Source organism: Labrys okinawensis (assembly GCF_047345005.1).
Lineage (GTDB): Bacteria > Pseudomonadota > Alphaproteobacteria > Rhizobiales > Labraceae > Labrys > Labrys okinawensis.
This window is the reverse complement of the sequence record NZ_CP178864.1, coordinates 365,321-383,818: the sequence shown is the minus strand read 5'-3', so window position 1 is coordinate 383,818 and position 18,498 is coordinate 365,321. Positions and strand designations below refer to the sequence as shown.

Sequence of the window (18,498 nt, the reverse complement as noted above, 5' to 3'; positions counted from 1 at the left end):
CCTTCGAGGACTCGACGCCGGGAATCCGGCCGTCTCGCCTCGCCCTAAACTCATGGATGATCATGCGCCGGACCATCAAATTCCTCCTCAACGACCGCATGCAGATGCTGGAAGGGTTCGACCCGACCTTGACCCTGCTCGACTGGCTTCGCAACGAACGCCGGCTGACGGGCACCAAGGAAGGCTGTGCCGAGGGCGATTGTGGCGCCTGTTCCGTGTTGGTGGGGCGGCTTCGCCATGGCGAGCTGCGCTATGAGGCCATCAATGCCTGCATCCGCTTCGTCGCCACGCTGGATGGCTGCCATGTCGTTACGGTCGAGCATCTGAAGAAGCGCTCGGGGGGCCTGCACCCAGTGCAGCAGGCCATGGTCGAGCTCCATGGCTCGCAATGCGGTTTCTGCACGCCCGGCATCGTGATGTCCCTCACCGCGCTCTGGCTCGGCCATGACACAGCGCCTTCACGCGAGCGCATCGAGGAGGCACTTGCCGGCAACCTCTGTCGCTGCACGGGCTATGGCCCGATCGTCGCTGCCCTCGGCCGCGCCTATGAAATCGAGGCCTCCAGCGCCGACCGCCTTGCGGTCGAGCGCGCCGATGTCGCCCGCAAGCTCGGCCTCATCGCCGACCGACAGGTGGTCGAGATCAGCGACGGCGAACGCACTCTGTTCGCTCCCGCCACATCGGACCAGCTCGCCGACCTCGCCGCCAGCCACCCCGACGCCACCATCGTCGCCGGCGCCACCGATGTCGGGCTGTGGATTACCAAGATGCTGATGCGCCCGGCCAAGGTCATCGCGCTCGCCCGCGTCAGCGAGCTCGACCGCATCGAGGACAAGGGCGACCGCATTGTGATCGGGGCGCTCGCCTCGATACGCGATGCCCGTGAGGCGCTCGGTGCTCTTGACCCGCAGATCGACGAGATGCTGCGCCGCTTCGGCAGCGAGCAGGTGCGCAATGCCGGCACGATCGGCGGCAATGTCGCCAACGGCTCGCCCATCGGCGACGCGCCGCCCCTCCTGATCGCACTCGACGCCAGTGTGACGCTGCGCCAGGGCACCGAAAGGCGCACCGTGCCGCTGGAGAAATTCTTCATCGCCTATAAGAAGCAGGACCGCCAGCCGGGCGACTTCGTCGAGGAAATCAGCGTGCCCAAGCTCAAGCCTGGCGCACTGGTGCATATCTCCAAGATCTCCAAGCGATTCGACGAGGACATCTCCTCCGTCTGCGGCGCCTTCCGCCTCGAGCGCGATGCCGGCGGCAAGGTCATCGAGGCGGTGCTCGCCTTCGGCGGAATGGCGGCAACGCCCAAGCGCGCCGCCGCCGCCGAAGCCGCACTGCTCGGCAAGGTCTTCGACCGCGCCAGCGCCGAAGCCGCCGCGCAGGGGCTGGCCTCCGACTTTACACCCCTCGACGACTGGCGTGCGAGCGCACGCTACCGCGCCGCCGTGGCCGCCAACCTGATCCGCCGTTTCCAGGCCGAGACCGCCGCCGGTGCCGTGCACCGGGTGGCCGGCATCCTGCAGAGTGACGCCCATGCTTAAGCCCGTCTTTGCCTCGAATCGTGACAGCATCACCGGCGGCGTCCACCAGTCGACACGCCACGATTCCGGCCACAAGCATGTGGCGGGGGAAGCATTCTACATCGACGACATGCCCGAGCCCGCCGGCCTGCTCCACGCCGCGCTCGGCCTGTCGCATTGCGCCCATGGCCTGATCACCGGGATGGATCTCTCCGCAGTAAAGGCCAGCCCCGGCGTCGAGGCCGTGCTGACCGTGGACGACATCCCCGGCGTCAACGATGTCAGCCCCTCCAACCATCACGACGACCCGATCTTCCCCGAGAAGCGGGTGATGTTCTACGGCCAGCCGCTGTTCGCGGTGATCGCCCGCACCCGCAACGAGGCGCGCCTCGCCGCCGCAAAGGCCAGGATCACCTATCAGGAAGAGCCGCCCGTGCTCACCATCGCCGAGGCGCGCAAGACCGGCATGGACTATGTGGCCGAGCCGATGTCGCTCAACCGCGGCGATGTCGAGACGGCGATGGCTGCTTCCCCACACCGCATAAGGCGCTCGATGAATCTGGGCGGCCAGGAGCATTTCTACCTGGAGAGCCATATCGCCCTCGCCATTCCGGGCGAGGACGGCGACATCACGCTCTATTCCTCCACCCAGCATCCCAGCGAGATCCAGCACTCGGTCGCCCATGTACTCGGCGTGCCGTCCAATGCGGTCACCGTCGAGATCCGCCGCATGGGCGGCGCCTTCGGCGGCAAGGAGACGCAGGGCAACATCTTCGCCGCCATCGCGGCGCTTGGCGCACGCAAGACCGGCCAGGCCGTCAAGCTGCGCCCGGACCGCGACGACGACATGGTCGCCACCGGCAAGCGCCATGATTTCGTGATCGATTACGAAGTCGGGTTCGACGACGAGGGCCATATCCTGGCCGTCGACATCATCTTCGCGGCCCGTTGCGGCTTTTCCGCCGATCTCTCCGGCCCGGTGACCGACCGCGCCCTCTTCCACGCCGATAACGCCTATTTCTACCCGGCCGTGCGCCTCAATGCCCAGCCCTGGCGCACCCATACCGTCTCCAACACCGCCTTTCGCGGCTTTGGCGGCCCGCAAGGCGTAATTGGCGCGGAACGCATGATCGAGGAGATCGCCTACGCACTCGGCAAGGATCCACTGGAAATCCGCAAGCGCAACCTCTATGGCGAGAAGGGCAATCTCACGCCCTATCACCAGACGGTGGAGAGCGATCTCTCGGCCGAGATCATCGCCAAGCTCGAGGCTTCCTGCGACTACCAGGCCCGCCGCGCCGCGATCCGCGAGGAGAACGCGCGGGAGAATGCCAGGGGCGGCATCTTCCGGCGCGGCATCGCGCTGACGCCGGTCAAGTTCGGCATCTCCTTCACCAATTCCCGGCAGAACCAGGCGGGTGCCCTGGTCAACGTCTACGCCGATGGCTCCGTGAGTGTGAACCACGGCGGCACCGAGATGGGCCAGGGCCTCTACATCAAGGTTGCCCAGGTGGTGGCGCAGGCCTTCCAGATCGACCTCGACATGGTGAAGATCACGCCGACCACAACGGCCAAGATCCCCAACACTTCGCCGACCGCTGCCTCTTCCGGCACCGACCTCAACGGCATGGCGGCGCTGAATGCCTGCAACAACATCAAGGAACGCCTGGTCGCCTTCGCCCGCGACAAGTTCCAGGTGCCCGAGGAGCAGATAGAGTTCCTGCCCGGGCGCGTGCGGGTGGGCAACCGCGAGATCGAGTGGCCCGATTTTGTCAAGGAAGCCTATAGCAACCGCATCCACCTGTCCTCATCCGGCTTCTACCGCACGCCCGATATCCATTGGGACCGCAAGGCCGGCCGCGGACGGGCCTTCTACTACTATTCCTATGGCGCCGCGGCCTCCGAGGTCATCGTCGATACGCTCACCGGCGAATACCGGGTTGAGCGCGTCGACATCCTGCACGATGTCGGTGCCTCGCTGAATCCGGCCATCGATATCGGCCAGATCGAGGGCGGCTTCGTGCAAGGCATGGGCTGGCTCACCACGGAGGAATTGTGGTGGGACGCCAAGGGGCGCCTGCGCACCCATGCCCCCTCGACCTACAAGATCCCCGTCGCTTCGGACCGGCCGCGCATCTTCAACATCGACCTGTTGAACAAGCCCAACCACATGCCCTCGATCCACCGCTCGAAGGCAGTGGGCGAGCCTCCGCTGGTGCTGCCGATCTCTGTGCTGCACGCCCTGTCGGACGCGGTGGCAAGCGTCGCCGACTACAAGATCTTCCCCAATCTCGATGCGCCGGCCACGCCGGAACGCGTGCTCTTCGCCATCGAGGCCTTACGGGCAAAGGCGTCGGACCAGGAAGGACACGGTCATGGTTGACCTCGAAATCGGCGCCCTGCTCGCACGGACCGAAGCGGACGGCCGGCATGCCGTGCTGGTGGAGATCGCTTCGGCGCTCGGCTCAACCCCCCGCGGCTGCGATGCCCGGATGCTGGTGACGCAAGGCGAGATGGCCGGCACCATCGGCGGCGGCCATCTCGAGTTCCATGCCATCGACGTAGCGCGCTCCATGCTCGCAGAGGGCAGCGACACCAAGGCCGGCCTCGTGGCCCAGAGCATGGACCTGCCGCTCGGCCCGATGATGGGCCAATGCTGCGGCGGTCATGTCACGCTGCGCTTTGAGCCGGTGACGATCAGGATTGCCGCCTGGCTCGGCGACCGCGAGGCTGCCCTGTTGGAGGCGCGCCCGTCCATCCTGGTCTTTGGTCTCGGCCATACCGGCCGGGCGCTCGCCGCCATGCTCTCGCTGCTGCCCTTCGCAGTCACTTTGGTCGACGACCGCGAGGACATGCTCACCGGTTTGCCTGAGAATTGCCGCATCCGCCATCTCGAGGATCCGGCGGAAGCGATCGCCGACGCGCCGGCGGGCGCGGCCTACGTCATCCTCACCCACAGCCACGCGCTCGACTACCGTCTTACCGAGGCAGCCCTGGAGCGGCGGGATGCCGCCTATGTCGGCATGATCGGCTCGCGCACCAAGCGCAAGCGTTTCGAGGCGCAGTTCCTGCGCAATTCCGGTACCAACGCCATGCTCGGCGACCTCACCTGTCCGATCGGCGGTGCGGATGTCGACGACAAGCGCCCGGAGATCATCGCCAGCCTCACGGCCGCCGAGTTGATCCGCTGCTTTGCCCAGAGGGCGGCGCTCATGGAGCGGACGGGCCGGTCCCAGTTTGCCGACACCGCCACAGCCAGAGCGGGGTGACGCCGGACAGATCAAGCTCAGACCACCAGAGGAAATGAACTGCGCCACCCGCCATTCCTGGAGGGGTGAGCGGTTCATCTGCAATGACCAACCATCCATCCAACCGATCCATCAGCCCTCTTCAGAAGAAGGGCGATGCGAGATCCACCCAGAAAAGGGCGACGTTTGATGACTACCCTTGCAGATACCAACAAGGCCGCCAACGCGGCTGATGGCCCGACGGCCAGGATACATCCGGTCGACGAAGTGCTGCCGCTGCCCAAGCTCGCGGCTTACGGCTTCCAGCACGTGCTGGCCTTCTATGCCGGCGCCGTGCTGGTGCCGATCATCGTGGCCGGCGCGCTTGGACTGAGTTCCGAGCAGCTAATCCACCTCATCAACGCCGACCTCTTCACCTGCGGCATCGCCTCCATCATCCAGTCGGTCGGCTTCTGGAAGATCGGCGTGCGCCTGCCGCTGCTGCAGGGCGTCACCTTCACCGCCGTCAGCCCGATGATCGCCATCGGCATGGCCGCCGGCGGCGGCACCACCGGCCTGCTGTCGATTTATGGCTCGGTGCTGGCGGCCGGCGTGTTCACGTTCCTGGTCGCCCCCTACTTCGCCAGGCTGGTACGCTTCTTTCCGCCGGTGGTGACCGGATCGGTGATCCTCATCATCGGCATCGCCCTCCTGCCTGTCGCCGCCGCCGACATCGTCGAGAGCGGCAAGGGCCCGATGGCAATGCAGACCCCGGTGCTGATGGAGAATCTCGCCTATGCCTTCTTCACCCTTGGCATCATCGTCCTGATCCAGCGCTTCTTCACCGGCTTCATGCAGACGGTGGCGGTGCTGCTCGGCCTGGTCATCGGCACCGGCCTCGCCTGGTTCCTCGGCAAGGCCAACTTCCCCCATGTCGCCGACGCCTCGTGGCTCGGCTACACCACGCCCTTCTATTTCGGCATCCCGACCTTCTCGATCACCGCCATCCTGTCGATGATCGTGGTCATGATCATCACCATGGTCGAAACCACTGGCGACGTCTACGCCACCGGCGAGATCGTCAAGAAGCGCATCCAGGAGGAGGATATCGGCCGCGCCATCCGCGCAGACGGCCTGGCCACCTTCATTGGCGGCGTGCTCAACTCCTTCCCCTACACCTGCTTTGCCGAGAATGTCGGCCTCGTGCGCCTCACCCAGGTCAAGAGCCGCTGGGTGGTCGCCACCGCCGGCGTCATCATGATCATCCTGGGCTCCTTGCCCAAGGCGGCGGCCATCGTCGACGGTATCCCGATGTGCGTCCTCGGCGGCGCGGCGCTCGCCATGTTCGCGACGGTCGCGGTGGTCGGCATCCAGACGCTCAGCAAGGTCGATTTCAACAACCACAACAATATCGTCATCGTCTCGACCAGCGTGGGCCTGGGCATGCTGGTGACGGCGCAGCCCTTCGTCGGCAACGCCTTCCCCGAATGGGCACAGATCATCTTCGGTTCCGGCATCACCCTCGGTGCCCTGACGGCGATCGGACTCAACGTCGTGTTCAACCATATCGGCGCCGGGCATGGTGCGCACGTCGCCGGCAGGCCGGGCGGCAAGCTCGTAACCCTGGCGGACGTGAACGCGATGTCCCCGGCCGAATTCGGCGCCACCTTCGGCGGCCTGGTCGAAAATTCGCCCTGGGTGCTGGAACGCGCCTATGCGATGAAGCCCTTCGCGGATACCCTCGCCCTGCGCTCGGCCTTCCACGACGCCCTGCTCACCGGCGCGCCGGACCAGCAACTCCAGCTCCTGAACTCTTTCCCAGACCTCGGCAGCGACGCCGAGGCCGGCACCCACTACATGCAGGATCATGTCCAAGCGGGCCTCGATGTCCTCGATCATGACGAGCGCAATGATGTGCATGATCTTGCGGTAGCCTACCGCAAGCAGTTCGGCTTCCCGCTGATCGTCTGCGCTCCCGAAGTCGAGCGTTATGAGCGGGTGCTGGAGACCGGCTGGTCGCGCATGGCGAACTCACCGGCTGTCGAGCGGGCATCTGGCCTGATCGAGATCGCCAAGATCGCCAATCACCGCTTCGACAAGCTGGTGGCCAACGCCAACCCGATCGCCTCGGCCCAGGTGCCGCGATTCATCGCGCGGGCGGCCTGATCCGTCGACCTCCATGCAAACAGCCCGGCGCGACCCTCGCGCCGGGTTTTTCATAACAGGCATATGACAGTTTTGTGACAAACAACGCCTATCCTACGCCCGATGAAGGTGTTGTTTATGACAAAGCCGTGACGCATGGTCTGCGCGATTCTTGCCAAATCGTATATAGAGGACAGACTCGTGGGCGATGCGAAGAAAAAGATTTACGACTATCTGATTGAAGGAGCGACATCCGGGCTGACTGACGACGCGCTATACAGCTTCATAGTCAAGAAAGTGCCGAAGGCCAACAGCAAGCGCATTGCGCGCGCCGGTTTCCTGGCGCTCAGCGACCCAACTTTGACTGACCGTACTGTTCTGAATGTTATCTATGCTCTTGCCATCAAGCATCGTCTTGGTGGAGATGCCCTTGAGGAAGAAGGTGAGGGCGGAGATAGTTCAACGGAAATGGCCGAAACTACTTCCTCCCCGGCGGAAGGCTCCGCGACCACCGAGAGGAAGCGGAAGAAGTAGACAGGCCATCCGGCGCCTGTGGTAGTGCCGGCGGTGATGGAGCCGAACTAGTTGCCAAAGAGCGACCGCGCGGCGCTTTCGCCGAGCGACCTGTAGCTCTCCCATTGAGCGTCGCCGAAGAACTGGTCGACGGTGCTCTCATTGGGAAAATCCGGATGATTCACCGCATAATTCGTGACATACGCCGGGACGGCTGGCGCCAGACTGGCTTTGATGAGCAGAAGCCAGCTCACTCTCCCCGGGTCATGCTCGTATGTAATCTTTGCCAACGCCGCCACGACGCGTCCGTTGCACTTGATCTGGTCAAGCCGGCCCAGCCTCTCGGGATGGCGGATCAGGTTCTTGATCCAATCGGGGATGGCAGCACCGAAAACACTCCATGAAATTGCCGTCCCCCATATTGGCCGGGGATCGAGCCATTCGATTTTTGCATCGAAATCGAGCCCAACCTGCCGCTCCAGGATCGAGAGGTCGTCGAACCGGTAGTCCCTGTCCTGGCTTGCATCCACGGCGATGATAAACGGCAACTTGCGGCGAATGAGTTCATAGAGGCCGGTGTTGTCGAAATGCCCGCCGTCACTCAAATACCAGCGCCTTGCCGACGGCCCCTCGAAGTATCCGCGCCACTCCTGGAGAATCATGGCCTGTGTGGCGAAGATGAACGAGGGCAGTGACTTGATGCGCCGCCACAGGTTCGGCGGAAAGCGGCTCGGCCGCTTCGAGGCGGGGATCCCGCTGTTCCACCAATAGCCCAGCCGGAAATTGAAGAGGCCAAGCAGAAGCGACTTCGGCAGCGAGCCGGTGCGCCCGGCGCCCGTCGACAGCGACGCGGCCGATATCGCGATCCAGCGGCCCAGGCTGAGTTGCTCCGCCGATGCCGTTTCGCTGTCGGTTCTCGCAAGAACGTGGAAGGCGTTCGGATCCGGTACAACGGGCAAGGCGCGCACCTCAGCCCATTCGCCGGGCGGGCCTGCGTTGCGCTCCCAAAGCGCGTGATATTGCCGGCCCACGCTCAACGCCGCCGGTCCAACGCACATCGGCAGGCCCTTGTTCTGCCGAAGCTGGCGGCCGGAGATATGATCGACCGTCTGATTGACGCAGACGCTGATCAGATGCAGTGGTCCGCCGTTTTTCTCGGGATGATAATTGCCGAACGACTGGTCGTCGTCCTCGTCGGATACCTGGATCGGGACGGGAGTGGAGGCTCCCACCGGATGCACGCGCCGGTCGTTCGAGGCGCCCAGGAAGGTCCGAGCCAATTGTTGGGTGAGCTGTTGCTGGAGCGAGGAGAGGTTCACGAAATTGATCGCGCGTCCGAATGCAACCGAGCAGCCGAGGGCCGCGGCGACCGCCCATATGCCGATCTCCAGCCCCGCGTCGATGGCCGCGTGCGCGATCGCGTCGATGGCGAAGAACAGCACCGCCGCCAGGGCGAATGCCACGACGACGAGGAGAACCTTGCTGGCCGCGGCACGCAATGGCGACAAGGGTGGAGCATCCTTGGGGAGCAGAATCGTCGCAACCTTGCGGACAAAAGGCAGAAGCGAGGTGGCCGCAAGCAGCAGGCCGCCAATCATGGGCGCAATCGAGATGCTGAACGCCGTGCGGGCGAACGTATCGATCAGCACGAAGACGATGGCGGCGGCGAACAGGAACAGGAAACTGCCGAGGGTGCGCCCCAGGCGGTTGCGATAGAGCGTCGCCAGACTCGCCGCCCTGTCCAGCCGATGACGTCCGTACCCGCTGCTTCGTGTCCACGACGCCTTGACGACCGGCTGCTCCGATGGCGTACCCCAGCGGACCACCTCCTGCCAGAGCCAGGCCAGCACGAGGATGCCGATGACCAGCACGCCCCACCAGCCGAGACCCCCAACATGCACGGCCGTGATGGCCGCGACCAGGAGGGCGCTCCAGGCCAGCAGGCCCAGAGGCGCATATTGCGATCTTCGCCGTCCCGAGGGGGTCAGCCAATAGCCGATGCACAAGGGTAGCACGCCCAGCGCCAGCACCGCTGCCGGTATCCACCACCAGGGCGAGATCGGCACACCCCAGATCATCCAGGTATTGGGGACGACGGGCAAGGCGAAGTCCGCGATCAGGCGCAGGCCGCCGAGCACGCCGAAGAACAGAAGGCCGATGCAGAAGAAGACCGAAACGAGATTGCGGATGAGCACGGCCACGCTCGTTTCAAGGTCGGACAACCCGGCGCCAGCCAGATAATCGGCATGACGGCGCAGCCACCAGATCTCCGGCGCGCTCCCATCCTGGAGGATCGCCTCGACTTTTGCGAATTTGTCGCCGGCATCGCCTTTCTGACGGGTGAACATCCGTCCGAGGAAGGCACCGGCGAAGCCTCCGCCCGATACGGTGGACATGAAGTCGATCCTCTGCAACATTTTGGTGGCGGCCAGCCCCTGCAGAATGCCGAGCGAATAGGTCCCACTGCGGATGCCGCCGCCCGACAGCGCCAGGCCGATACAGTCCCCGGGCAATGTGGTTGCAGGCTCCTTCGGAGGGTTCAGGCTCGCTTTGACCGCCTCGCGACGGGCCTGGACGGCCGCGCTTTCGCGGCGCTCGACCTTGCTGGGATAGGCTTTGGAGTCTGCGAGGATCACGTCTGCTGCCTTCTCCGCTATCATGAAAGTCGGCACCACGATGAAATAGCCGGGAATGCGCGGAAACACCGACGCGTCCACCACCCTCAGGCCACGGACGCCGTGGACGCGGAACGCGCTGTCGACGACCGCCGTGTTGTCCTTGAGCTTTGCGACGTCCTCTTCCCAGGGGTCGGCGCCGATCTTGCAGGTGCCGCAGGCATGATGGCCCCACGCCTCGTCTTCGATCCATTCGCGCAAGGCATGGGAGTCATTCTCCTTCTTCGCGCCGGGTTGGATCTCCTCTGCAATCCCTCTGATCTCACCATTGATCTCGCGTATCCGCTTGATCACGTCGGCGATCGCCTCGCGATCGTTGATCCCCTTCTCGGGCGCTTCTGAGAAGGAGCGGAAGTTGATTTCAGGCACATCCAGCGCGTCGGCTGTCCTGAGGGTCACCGTGCCGAGATTGTTGTCCGTGTAGGCCTTGAGAACGACCCAGCTCCAGAATTTGCGCTCATCCTCGCCAGCTCCAATGCTGCGCTTCAGCAATTGCTGGGACCAGCCATGATAATAGCCGCGAAAGGCAGCCGGCACGCCGAGAACAAGGTGATCGGGATTCGGCAGGTTCTGGTTGCGGCTGGACGACACCAGCAATGCCAGGGCGGAACCATTGATGGTGTAGAGGCCGGTTCTGTCCCTGAGCCACTGCGCACGGTGCGGGTCATTCTTGTCTCCCGGAATGAAGGTGGCGCCCTTCAGAGTGGCGAACTCCTTGTGCATCCTGGTGATGATGCTGACCTCGTAGCGGTCCTGGAGATTGCGGCCGACGCCAGGCAGATTGATCGGGGCCGCTATCTTGTGGCCCCTCGCGTTCCGAAGGCCGCGGATACCCAGGCTCTGCAGTTGCCCGACATCTCCGATTCCGCTCAGCATGAGCAGCTGTGGCGAGTTGAAGGCGCCACCGCTCACGATCACCTCGCGCCGGGCGAAGTATTGCTCGGTGCCTTGTGAGATTGCCGAACCGCTCTTGGGACTTGCCTTGTAGAGATGCGCGCCACGGAGGACCTCGACGCCAACGGCCTTTGGCGAGGCCCGATCCTTGTCCCGATCAAAAACGAGGCGTGTCGCATGTGCGCCGGTCAGAAGCACCAAACGGTCGGGATGCATGCCTCTGACCTTGAGAAGCCATTCGCGCAGGCCGGAACGCTCGCTGCCATCCGTGCCGATTGGGATCAGGCACAGACGGGCGCGGTATTCCAGGAAGCGGGCATAGTTGGCCCGGACATTCGGATCCAAAAACTGCACGATCTGCCAACGGACAAGAGCACGCCACAGAATCCGGCGCTCGACCTTGCTCTTCAATGATGCCCACAGCACATCCCAAAGCAGCCTGAGCAGGATGAAATCGCGACGCGCTATGCCGACGATCACCAACGGATCGATAAAACTCGTCGGCTGCCATCCCCTGGAGCCGTGGCCGTTCGGATCAAGCTGAAAGCGCGGAGCGATCAAGGTCGCAAGCCACTGGACCAACCGCAGGATCCCGCCGAGCAGGCGCCCAAAAAATCCCTTGTAGACCTGGTAGTAGAGGCAGCGCTCGAGGCGTGGGAAATAGCCTTGCATCGTCTGGGAGCGCCAGGAATCATCACCCGTCAGATCCGCGAGACTGTCCCAGTCCGAGTCGTTCGGACGAACGAAGACCATTGCGTGATGACATGTGCAACCGCCCAAGGCCGCAGCACGCGGATAGAAGATACCGCCCTTTCCCCCGCTCTGCGCCGGATCGTCCCGCGAACAATATTTGGTGCTTCGCTTCTGCCTCTCATCATCCTCGTATTGGCGAACGGAGAAAGCCCAGCTGGTCACTGGATCTTCCGTTGCGGCGGCGTTGTAGATAGGGACCCTGTGAGCTTCCGAGTGCTCATTGTCGCCGATCGGATCGACACCCGCCTCGATGACGAGCACGCGCTGGCCGCCGAGCGCCAGCCGCGCCGCCAGCGGGCCGCCGCCGGCGCCGGACCCGACGACGATATAGTCGAAGGGCGTCGTATCCGGGTTCTGCGCCTGCTGCAGGCTCTGCGCCACTTGTTCCGCTTGCCTCATTCCCCGCCCCTACCTGCCCCGGTTCAAAGAGTCTTCAGAAAGGCCTTGAGATCTTTCTTGTCGTCGTCGGTCAGGGACTCGGCGAACCAATGGCCGCGATCGAGCACGAAATCGGGGCACTTGCTCGCGCGCATCAGGGGAATCGCCGCTTCCTTGCTGAATGCCCTCCACGCCCTGTCGTCGGTCAGGCCCTTCTTGTTGATGCGCAGTATGCCCCGCGTTATCCCGAACGCCGCCTCGGCAAGGTCTCCCGTCGATGCCGCCGGATTGACGTTCATCAGCAAGCTGATGGGCGTGCCTTTCGGGATTGGACCGACCCTGAGATCGCCCTCCTCTCCCTCAATGAAGTAATGCACGTGCCAACCGGCCACGGCGGTCAGCACGAGGAAGGCGAACACGACGATCCGGCCTGGCCAAACACCCTGCAGGAAGGTCCACAGGAGAAGGGCGCCCAGGGCTGCCACGATCGGAATAAGCCACAATGCGTGGTAGATCGCGCCGATCCCCGACAGATAGAGGAACGCGCCGCTGGCAAAGGCTGATAGCGCCAGCAGGAATCCGCCGTGGCGGCCCCGCGCTACGAAGAACAGCAAGATCAGCGCCAAGCCAAGGCCGACCCACAGATACCAGGACAGGAAGGAGACCCAGGACGGGCCGATGATGCCCTCGAAAAGCGGCCGGATGAACCGTGCCGGAAATGCGATCCAGCTCGTCTGCGTTGTTCGGTAGATGAATCCCGGGTCACCTGCGGTCACCACCTTGTCGGCCCGCAGGTCTCCTGTATGGGGATACTGGCCATTGCTCCGCTTGCTGTTCCAAAGCAGCTTGTCGATACCGTCGTCGAAGGCCTCCAGCCGCCCGTTGATGGAGGGATCGGCCGTGAAGCGGCCGAGGGAGTTGTCGTGCAGATAGGGTCCGGTCGCCCACAGGCTGATCAGCGAGGGCGGCCGATAATATCCCGGACCTCCGCCTGGCGGGGTGTAGGAGTCGTTATTACCCCAGCTGTCCACGGGCTTGCCGGAGAATGGATTGTAGAAACGTATCTCGCCGACCGCAGGAAGGTGCTTGTAGGTCTCGGACGAGAAATTGTCCCACACCTGGCCACGCATGCCATTGGTGGAGACCGCGCGGGCGCTGTTGGTGCCGACGAGGGTTACCGGCACCCTTATATCCGTCGACAGGAAGTTATCCTTGAAAAAGGCGACGCCCGATGCGGTGGATAGATCAGCCATACCCTTGATCTGATTGACATAATCTTTGTAAGACTGGCCGCTGACGAAGCCCTGCCAGTCGGCAAAATCCATCGGCAACGTCAGAGCGGCGGGCGAAACTCGGTCGGTCGGCTGCCCTTGTCGCCAGTTGCGGGCGAACTTCAGCCTGAAATTGTCGGGTTGCTTGCTGGAGTGGCAGATCGCGCAGTTCGCCAGGAACACCTCGCGGCCACGCGTCGCCTTGTCGTGCTCCGCATCGATGATCGGCTTGCCTTCCTTGGTGTCGGCAAGATGCATCGGCTGGGTGACGGTGGCGCCGGTCTCAGCGTTTCGATAGGTGAAGAAGGAAACGAGGTAGGGGATCCGATATTTGTCGCCCGTGCGCCAATAGACGGAGTCTTTCAGCGCGGAGGCAATCGAGAAGGGGCTCTGCGGACGGAAACCGATAAGGGTGTTCTGGACCCTTTTCCACTCTTCCGAATAGGCGCCGATATTGAGGTACACCCGCGACAGCGAGCCGAACAGGCCGACACTGTCGGCGCCGTCCACGATAGCGCGCGGCACGTGGCGCGGATTGGCGTCGAGACCGTCGACCCCGCGATTGGGGATGAGAAGATTGGCGGGCCCCTGCCATTCCGGCTTGTTCTCGTCGGCTCGTTTCAACCGTGCCGGGACATCGAAGATGGCGATGATCGAATTGGGGTTGTCGATATGATCCGTGCTGACCATCGAGGGGTCGACCGTACCGGGTTGCTGGCTTGCCAGATATTGATGGAGAAGACTGTCCGGCCTGGTGAGATTGCCGAAAGTGGCGTTCGCCCGCCAATACTGGTTCCCGATTGTGCTGGAGAGGTTCTCCCAACCTGGCTTCTCGGGATCGGCGGGCGGATTGAGCGGATGCGGCGAAACATGGCAGAAGGCGCAGGACATGCTGACGCGGAAGGGCCGCACCAGCTTCGGATCGGCATTGATCTTGGGATCGCCATAATAGGCGCCTCCCGTTTTCTCGACCCGCTCGTTCCAGTAATTGCGCGCGGCCTCCGCATCCTTCGTATCGCCGAAGAAATTGGGATTGGGCATCAGCCGCAAGCCGACGACCCCGCTTGGATAGCCATAGACCGTTGGATCCAGCTCATCCTTCGGCAATTGGGCGAGCACGCCCTTGTAGAGTTCCGCGTCACCGGGTTTGAAGGGGGCACAACCCTCTGACGAGCCGTTTTGCGGCAGGGAGGTCATGGCCGGCTGGCCGAAGAGAACTTGATTGTCGTCGACCTGGTCGATGTAAAGGCCCAGGATAGTCTTGCCGGGGTCGTACTGGGCCTTCATGCCAGGCTGGTTGATCAGGCCCTTCTCCGCGAAACGCCGGTCGCGCCGCCGGGAATCGACAAGGATGAGAAAATCGTCCACTCCATAGCCGTGCTGCGCGATCCAATCCCAGAAAGCCTCGTTGCCTTCGCCCCACAGCATCCAGGTGTTCTTGCCGCGTGTCGCATTGTGGGCTTCCTCGGAGATCGCGCCATGCTCGACATAGCTGAAGGGCTGCGGCACGCCATTGGGGCCGGCGATCATGTCGACATTTTCAAAGACGTTACGCTGTTCGGCCGGGAAACACGCCTCTCCCCGCTTGCCGACCGGCGTCCCCGCTTCGGTCATCCCGCCCTGAGCTTCGTCGAGCGGCGCATCGGGGTCGACTGCGTCGGGTGGCGTGCCCGGGGTCGCCCGCGATAGCGGCTGAAGCGATGCCGAAGGGAAATCGGCTGGCTCCGCCATCGCGGCGGGTAACGTTGCGGCCAGCCAGAAGAACGTGACTATAACCGTCCGAGCAATCCTCAAGGTGGGCATGCCACGTCCCCCGCCCATCAACAAGAACAGCACTCCCCGCCAAGACTGGAGGTCCTGGTGATGCGTTCGCGTTGACCAAACGCGCGACTCGCGTCTGGCAATAGGTTTCAATGACGCAATTCAGATAATAATCAGCTTGGATGTGTTACTACTTATACGCTAGCATCATTAGTAAAGTTGATCAATGGCGAATAACATGAGTCATTAATTACGAAAAGACTCTATGACGGCGGGCATAACAATCGCCTTTCTGCTTCTGCACCCATGGTTTTTCTTAGGTGCAGAAGGCAGATGCCATACAGGTATTTCGATACCTGTATATGCGCTGAAAGCTTCGCGAACCTGCGGAAAACCCCGATTTTCGGGCTGCCCATCACGTCCTCAGCTAAGGTATTGGTTGTCGCTGCATGTGCCCCAAAATCCCCTCTACTGGTCCAGGACCAATCCCTGAGCCCGGCATTCCCTGCTCGACGGAGATGAAGCGCTGCCTCGCTTCCTCGGCGCCAAAGATCTGGTTATCCAACGGAGCAGGCCAGCTTGGTTAGAGTGGGCCAGGATCCCCGACCTTTCCCCACATCCAGCCAGCCCCTGGCCGGAACACCCGCTTGCCTCCTACGTTATCCCCTCTCGGGAGGTACCAGCCCATGGCGATGCACGATCTGCGCCCCTACCATTCCAAGCGCGATTTCTCCGTGACACGGGAACCTGCGGGCGATACCGCCGTCACCGCCTCCAACCAGTTGCGCTTCGTCATCCAGAAGCACGACGCCACGAGGCTGCATTATGATTTTCGGCTGGAGCTTGGCGGCGTCTTCAAATCCTGGGCGGTAACCAGAGGCCCCTCGCTCGATCCCGCCGACAAGCGCCTTGCCGTCGAAGTCGAGGACCACCCGCTCGACTATGGTGATTTCGAGGGCACCATTCCCAAGGGCCAGTATGGCGGCGGCACGGTGCTCCTTTGGGACCGCGGCACCTGGACGCCGGAGGGGCGCAAGTCGCCCGAAGAGGCTCTGGCCGAGGGCGACCTCAAATTCACGCTGCACGGCGAGAAATTGCATGGCAGCTGGGTGCTCGTGCGCATGAAGCATGATCGCGCCACTGACCGCAATCGCGGCCAGGGCAAGCGCAACAATTGGCTTCTGATCAAGCATCACGACGAGGCGGCCGTCGCCGAGAAAGGCGATGCGATCCTTAGGAAAGACAAGTCCGTGGCCTCCGGCCGCTCCATGTCCGCCATCGCCGCTGGCACAGGCCGTGCCCCGACGCCCTTCATGACCCGCGGCAGGGATGCGGCAGCGGACGCCGTCTGGGATTCCAGGCAGGGCCTGGCCGCCGACAAACGAAAAGCCCAGGGCAAGCCGTCCGAAGAGGCGAGGACAGTCTCGCAGATCCCCAACTTCGTACCTCCCGAACTCTGCCAGGTGGTGGAACGCCCGCCATCTGGGAGCGGCTGGATCCACGAGATCAAGTTCGACGGCTATCGCATCCAGCTGCGCAAGGCGGGCGGCACGGTAAGCCTGCGCACCCGCAAGGGCCTCGACTGGACCAAGCGCTTCACCGCCCTCGCCAAGGCTGCCGCGCCCCTGCCCGACTGTCTGATCGACGGCGAGGTGGTGGCGCTCGACAGCCATGGCATACCCAATTTCGCGGCCCTGCAGGCAGCCCTGTCTGAGGAACACAGCGAGGATCTCATCTTCTTCGCCTTCGACCTCCTGTTCGAGGGACAGGAAGACCTGCGTGCCCTGCCCCTGGAGGAGCGCAAGGAGCGCCTCCACGCCCTCCTCACGGACCATGGCGCTGATCCCGCGCTGCGCTTCGTCGAACATTTCGAGACGGGGGGCGATGCCATCCTCAACTCGGCCTGCAAGCTCTCGCTGGAGGGCATCGTCTCCAAGCGCCTCGACGCTCCCTATCACTCCGGACGCAGCGGCGACTGGACCAAGGCGAAATGCCGGGCCGGCCATGAGGTGGTGGTGGGCGGCTGGGCGACGACCGAAGGCAAATTCCGCTCGCTCCTCGTCGGCATCCACAGCGGCAAGCATTTCGTCTATGTCGGGCGCGTCGGCAGCGGATACGGAGCCAAGGCTGCGGCCAGCCTGATGTCGAAGCTGAAGCCACTGGAGACGAAGGCGTCGCCCTTTACCGGCGTCGGCGCGCCCCGCCATGTGCCCGGCGTGCACTGGACAAAACCCGAGCTGGTTGCTGAAATCGAATTTGCCGGCTGGACCGGTGACGGCATGGTGCGCCAGGCGGCCTTCAAGGGCCTGCGCGAAGACAAGCCGGCCGACGAGGTGGAGGCGGAGAAGCCTCTGCCGCCCCAGAAGGCAGATCTAGCGGAGGCGGACAGAACAGTGACGTCGAAGCCAGCAAGCAAATCCAGCAAGCCGATGATCGCCGGCGTGGCGATCTCCCATCCCGACAAGGCGCTCTGGCCGGACGCGGGAGACGGCACGCCCGTGACCAAGGAAGACCTTGCCCATTATTTCGAGGCGGTCGGTGGCTGGATGATGCCTCATCTCAAGGGCCGGCCCTGCTCGATCGTGCGGGCGCCCGACGGCATCGAAGGCGAGACCTTCTTCCAGCGCCACGCGATGCCCGGCACCTCAAACCTGCTCGAACTGGTGAAGGTCGAGGGCGACAAGAAGGCCTATCTCCAGGTCGACCGGGCCGAGGGACTGATCGCGCTCGCCCAGATCGGTGGGCTGGAGCTGCATCCCTGGAACTGCCCGCCCGGTGAGCCGGAAGTGCCGGGGCGGCTGATCTTCGACCTCGATCCCGGGCCCGACGTCCCCTTCGCCACGGTGGTCGACGCCGCGCGCGAACTGCGCGAGCGCCTGGATGCGCTTGGGCTCGTCAGTTTCTGCAAGACCACCGGCGGCAAGGGGCTGCATGTGGTGACGCCGCTGGTCCAGCAGGCCGGCAAGGCCCTCGATTGGGACGAGGCCAAGGCCTTCGCCCGCGAGATCTGCGCTCGCATGGCCGCGGACTCGCCGGAGCGCTATGTCATCAAGATGGCCAAGGATATCCGCGGAGGCCATATCTTCCTCGATTATCTGCGCAACGATCGCACTGCGACGGCGGTAGCGCCACTTTCGCCCCGCGCCCGCCCCGGCGCCACTGTCTCGATGCCGTTGACATGGAACGACGTGCGCAGCGACCTGAATCCCAAGGTTTTCACGGTCCGCACCGTGCCAGACCTGCTGGCGAAGACGAAAGCCTGGGCCGACTACGCCGATGCCGAGCGGCCGCTTGCCGACGCGGCGAAGAAATTGGGAACCGTCCAGGGCAAATAGGGGATGTCATTTCGGCCACGGCTTAG

General features: G+C 63.6%; 8 protein-coding genes. 6 read left to right on the top strand and 2 right to left on the bottom strand.

Annotated elements, in window-relative coordinates:
* The first annotated feature begins 56 nt into the window (after nt 1–56).
* The 5 genes from xdhA to ACMDCR_RS01825 all read left to right on the top strand — a co-directional run bounded on the left by xdhA (nt 57) and on the right by ACMDCR_RS01825 (nt 7,426).
* Entirely contained in the window at nt 57–1,541 is a 1,485-nt protein-coding gene (xdhA, locus tag ACMDCR_RS01845) for a xanthine dehydrogenase small subunit (RefSeq protein WP_413993803.1), read from the top strand.
* Nucleotides 1,534–3,903, top strand: coding sequence for a xanthine dehydrogenase molybdopterin binding subunit (xdhB, locus tag ACMDCR_RS01840; protein WP_413990884.1), 2,370 nt, complete (start codon nt 1,534–1,536; stop codon nt 3,901–3,903). Before xdhA ends, xdhB begins: the two co-directional genes overlap by 8 nt.
* Nucleotides 3,896–4,789: a xanthine dehydrogenase accessory protein XdhC gene (xdhC, locus tag ACMDCR_RS01835; RefSeq protein WP_413990883.1), complete on the top strand. Its 894-nt coding sequence runs from the start codon at nt 3,896–3,898 to the stop codon at nt 4,787–4,789. The genes xdhB and xdhC overlap by 8 nt, the downstream gene beginning before the upstream one ends.
* A 168-nt stretch (nt 4,790–4,957) precedes the next feature.
* Nucleotides 4,958–6,913, top strand: a complete 1,956-nt coding sequence (locus ACMDCR_RS01830) for a solute carrier family 23 protein (RefSeq protein ID WP_413990882.1) — start codon at nt 4,958–4,960, stop codon at nt 6,911–6,913.
* Between the two features lie 180 nt (nt 6,914–7,093).
* The gene (locus ACMDCR_RS01825; RefSeq protein WP_413990881.1) at nt 7,094–7,426 is read left to right on the top strand and encodes a hypothetical protein; all 333 of its coding nucleotides are present in this window, start codon (nt 7,094–7,096) and stop codon (nt 7,424–7,426) included.
* A 47-nt stretch (nt 7,427–7,473) separates the two neighbouring features.
* On the opposite strand, the gene ACMDCR_RS01820 is transcribed toward ACMDCR_RS01825, so the two are convergent.
* Together ACMDCR_RS01820 and ACMDCR_RS01815 are read right to left on the bottom strand one after the other, a co-directional pair.
* Entirely contained in the window at nt 7,474–12,126 is a 4,653-nt protein-coding gene (locus ACMDCR_RS01820) for a GMC oxidoreductase (RefSeq protein ID WP_413990880.1), read from the bottom strand.
* Nucleotides 12,127–12,149: 23 nt separating this feature from the next.
* Entirely contained in the window at nt 12,150–15,179 is a 3,030-nt protein-coding gene (locus tag ACMDCR_RS01815; protein WP_413990879.1) for a hypothetical protein, read from the bottom strand.
* Nucleotides 15,180–15,823: 644 nt separating this feature from the next.
* On the opposite strand from ACMDCR_RS01815, the gene ligD reads away from it, so the two are divergent.
* The gene (ligD, locus tag ACMDCR_RS01810) at nt 15,824–18,472 is read left to right on the top strand and encodes a DNA ligase D (protein ID WP_413990878.1); all 2,649 of its coding nucleotides are present in this window, start codon (nt 15,824–15,826) and stop codon (nt 18,470–18,472) included.
* The last annotated feature ends 26 nt before the right edge of the window (nt 18,473–18,498 follow it).

Excerpts from the sequence above, each read along its gene's own strand:
- xdhA (WP_413993803.1), top strand. The coding sequence starts at position 57 with ATGATCATGCGCCGGACCATCAAATTCCTCCTCAACGACCGCATGCAG.
- xdhB (WP_413990884.1), top strand. The coding sequence starts at position 1,534 with ATGCTTAAGCCCGTCTTTGCCTCGAATCGTGACAGCATCACCGGCGGC.
- xdhC (WP_413990883.1), top strand. The coding sequence starts at position 3,896 with ATGGTTGACCTCGAAATCGGCGCCCTGCTCGCACGGACCGAAGCGGAC.
- ACMDCR_RS01830 (WP_413990882.1), top strand. The coding sequence starts at position 4,958 with ATGACTACCCTTGCAGATACCAACAAGGCCGCCAACGCGGCTGATGGC.
- ACMDCR_RS01820 (WP_413990880.1), bottom strand. The coding sequence starts at position 12,126 with ATGAGGCAAGCGGAACAAGTGGCGCAGAGCCTGCAGCAGGCGCAGAAC.
- ACMDCR_RS01815 (WP_413990879.1), bottom strand. The coding sequence starts at position 15,179 with ATGCCCACCTTGAGGATTGCTCGGACGGTTATAGTCACGTTCTTCTGG.
- ligD (WP_413990878.1), top strand. The coding sequence starts at position 15,824 with ATGGCGATGCACGATCTGCGCCCCTACCATTCCAAGCGCGATTTCTCC.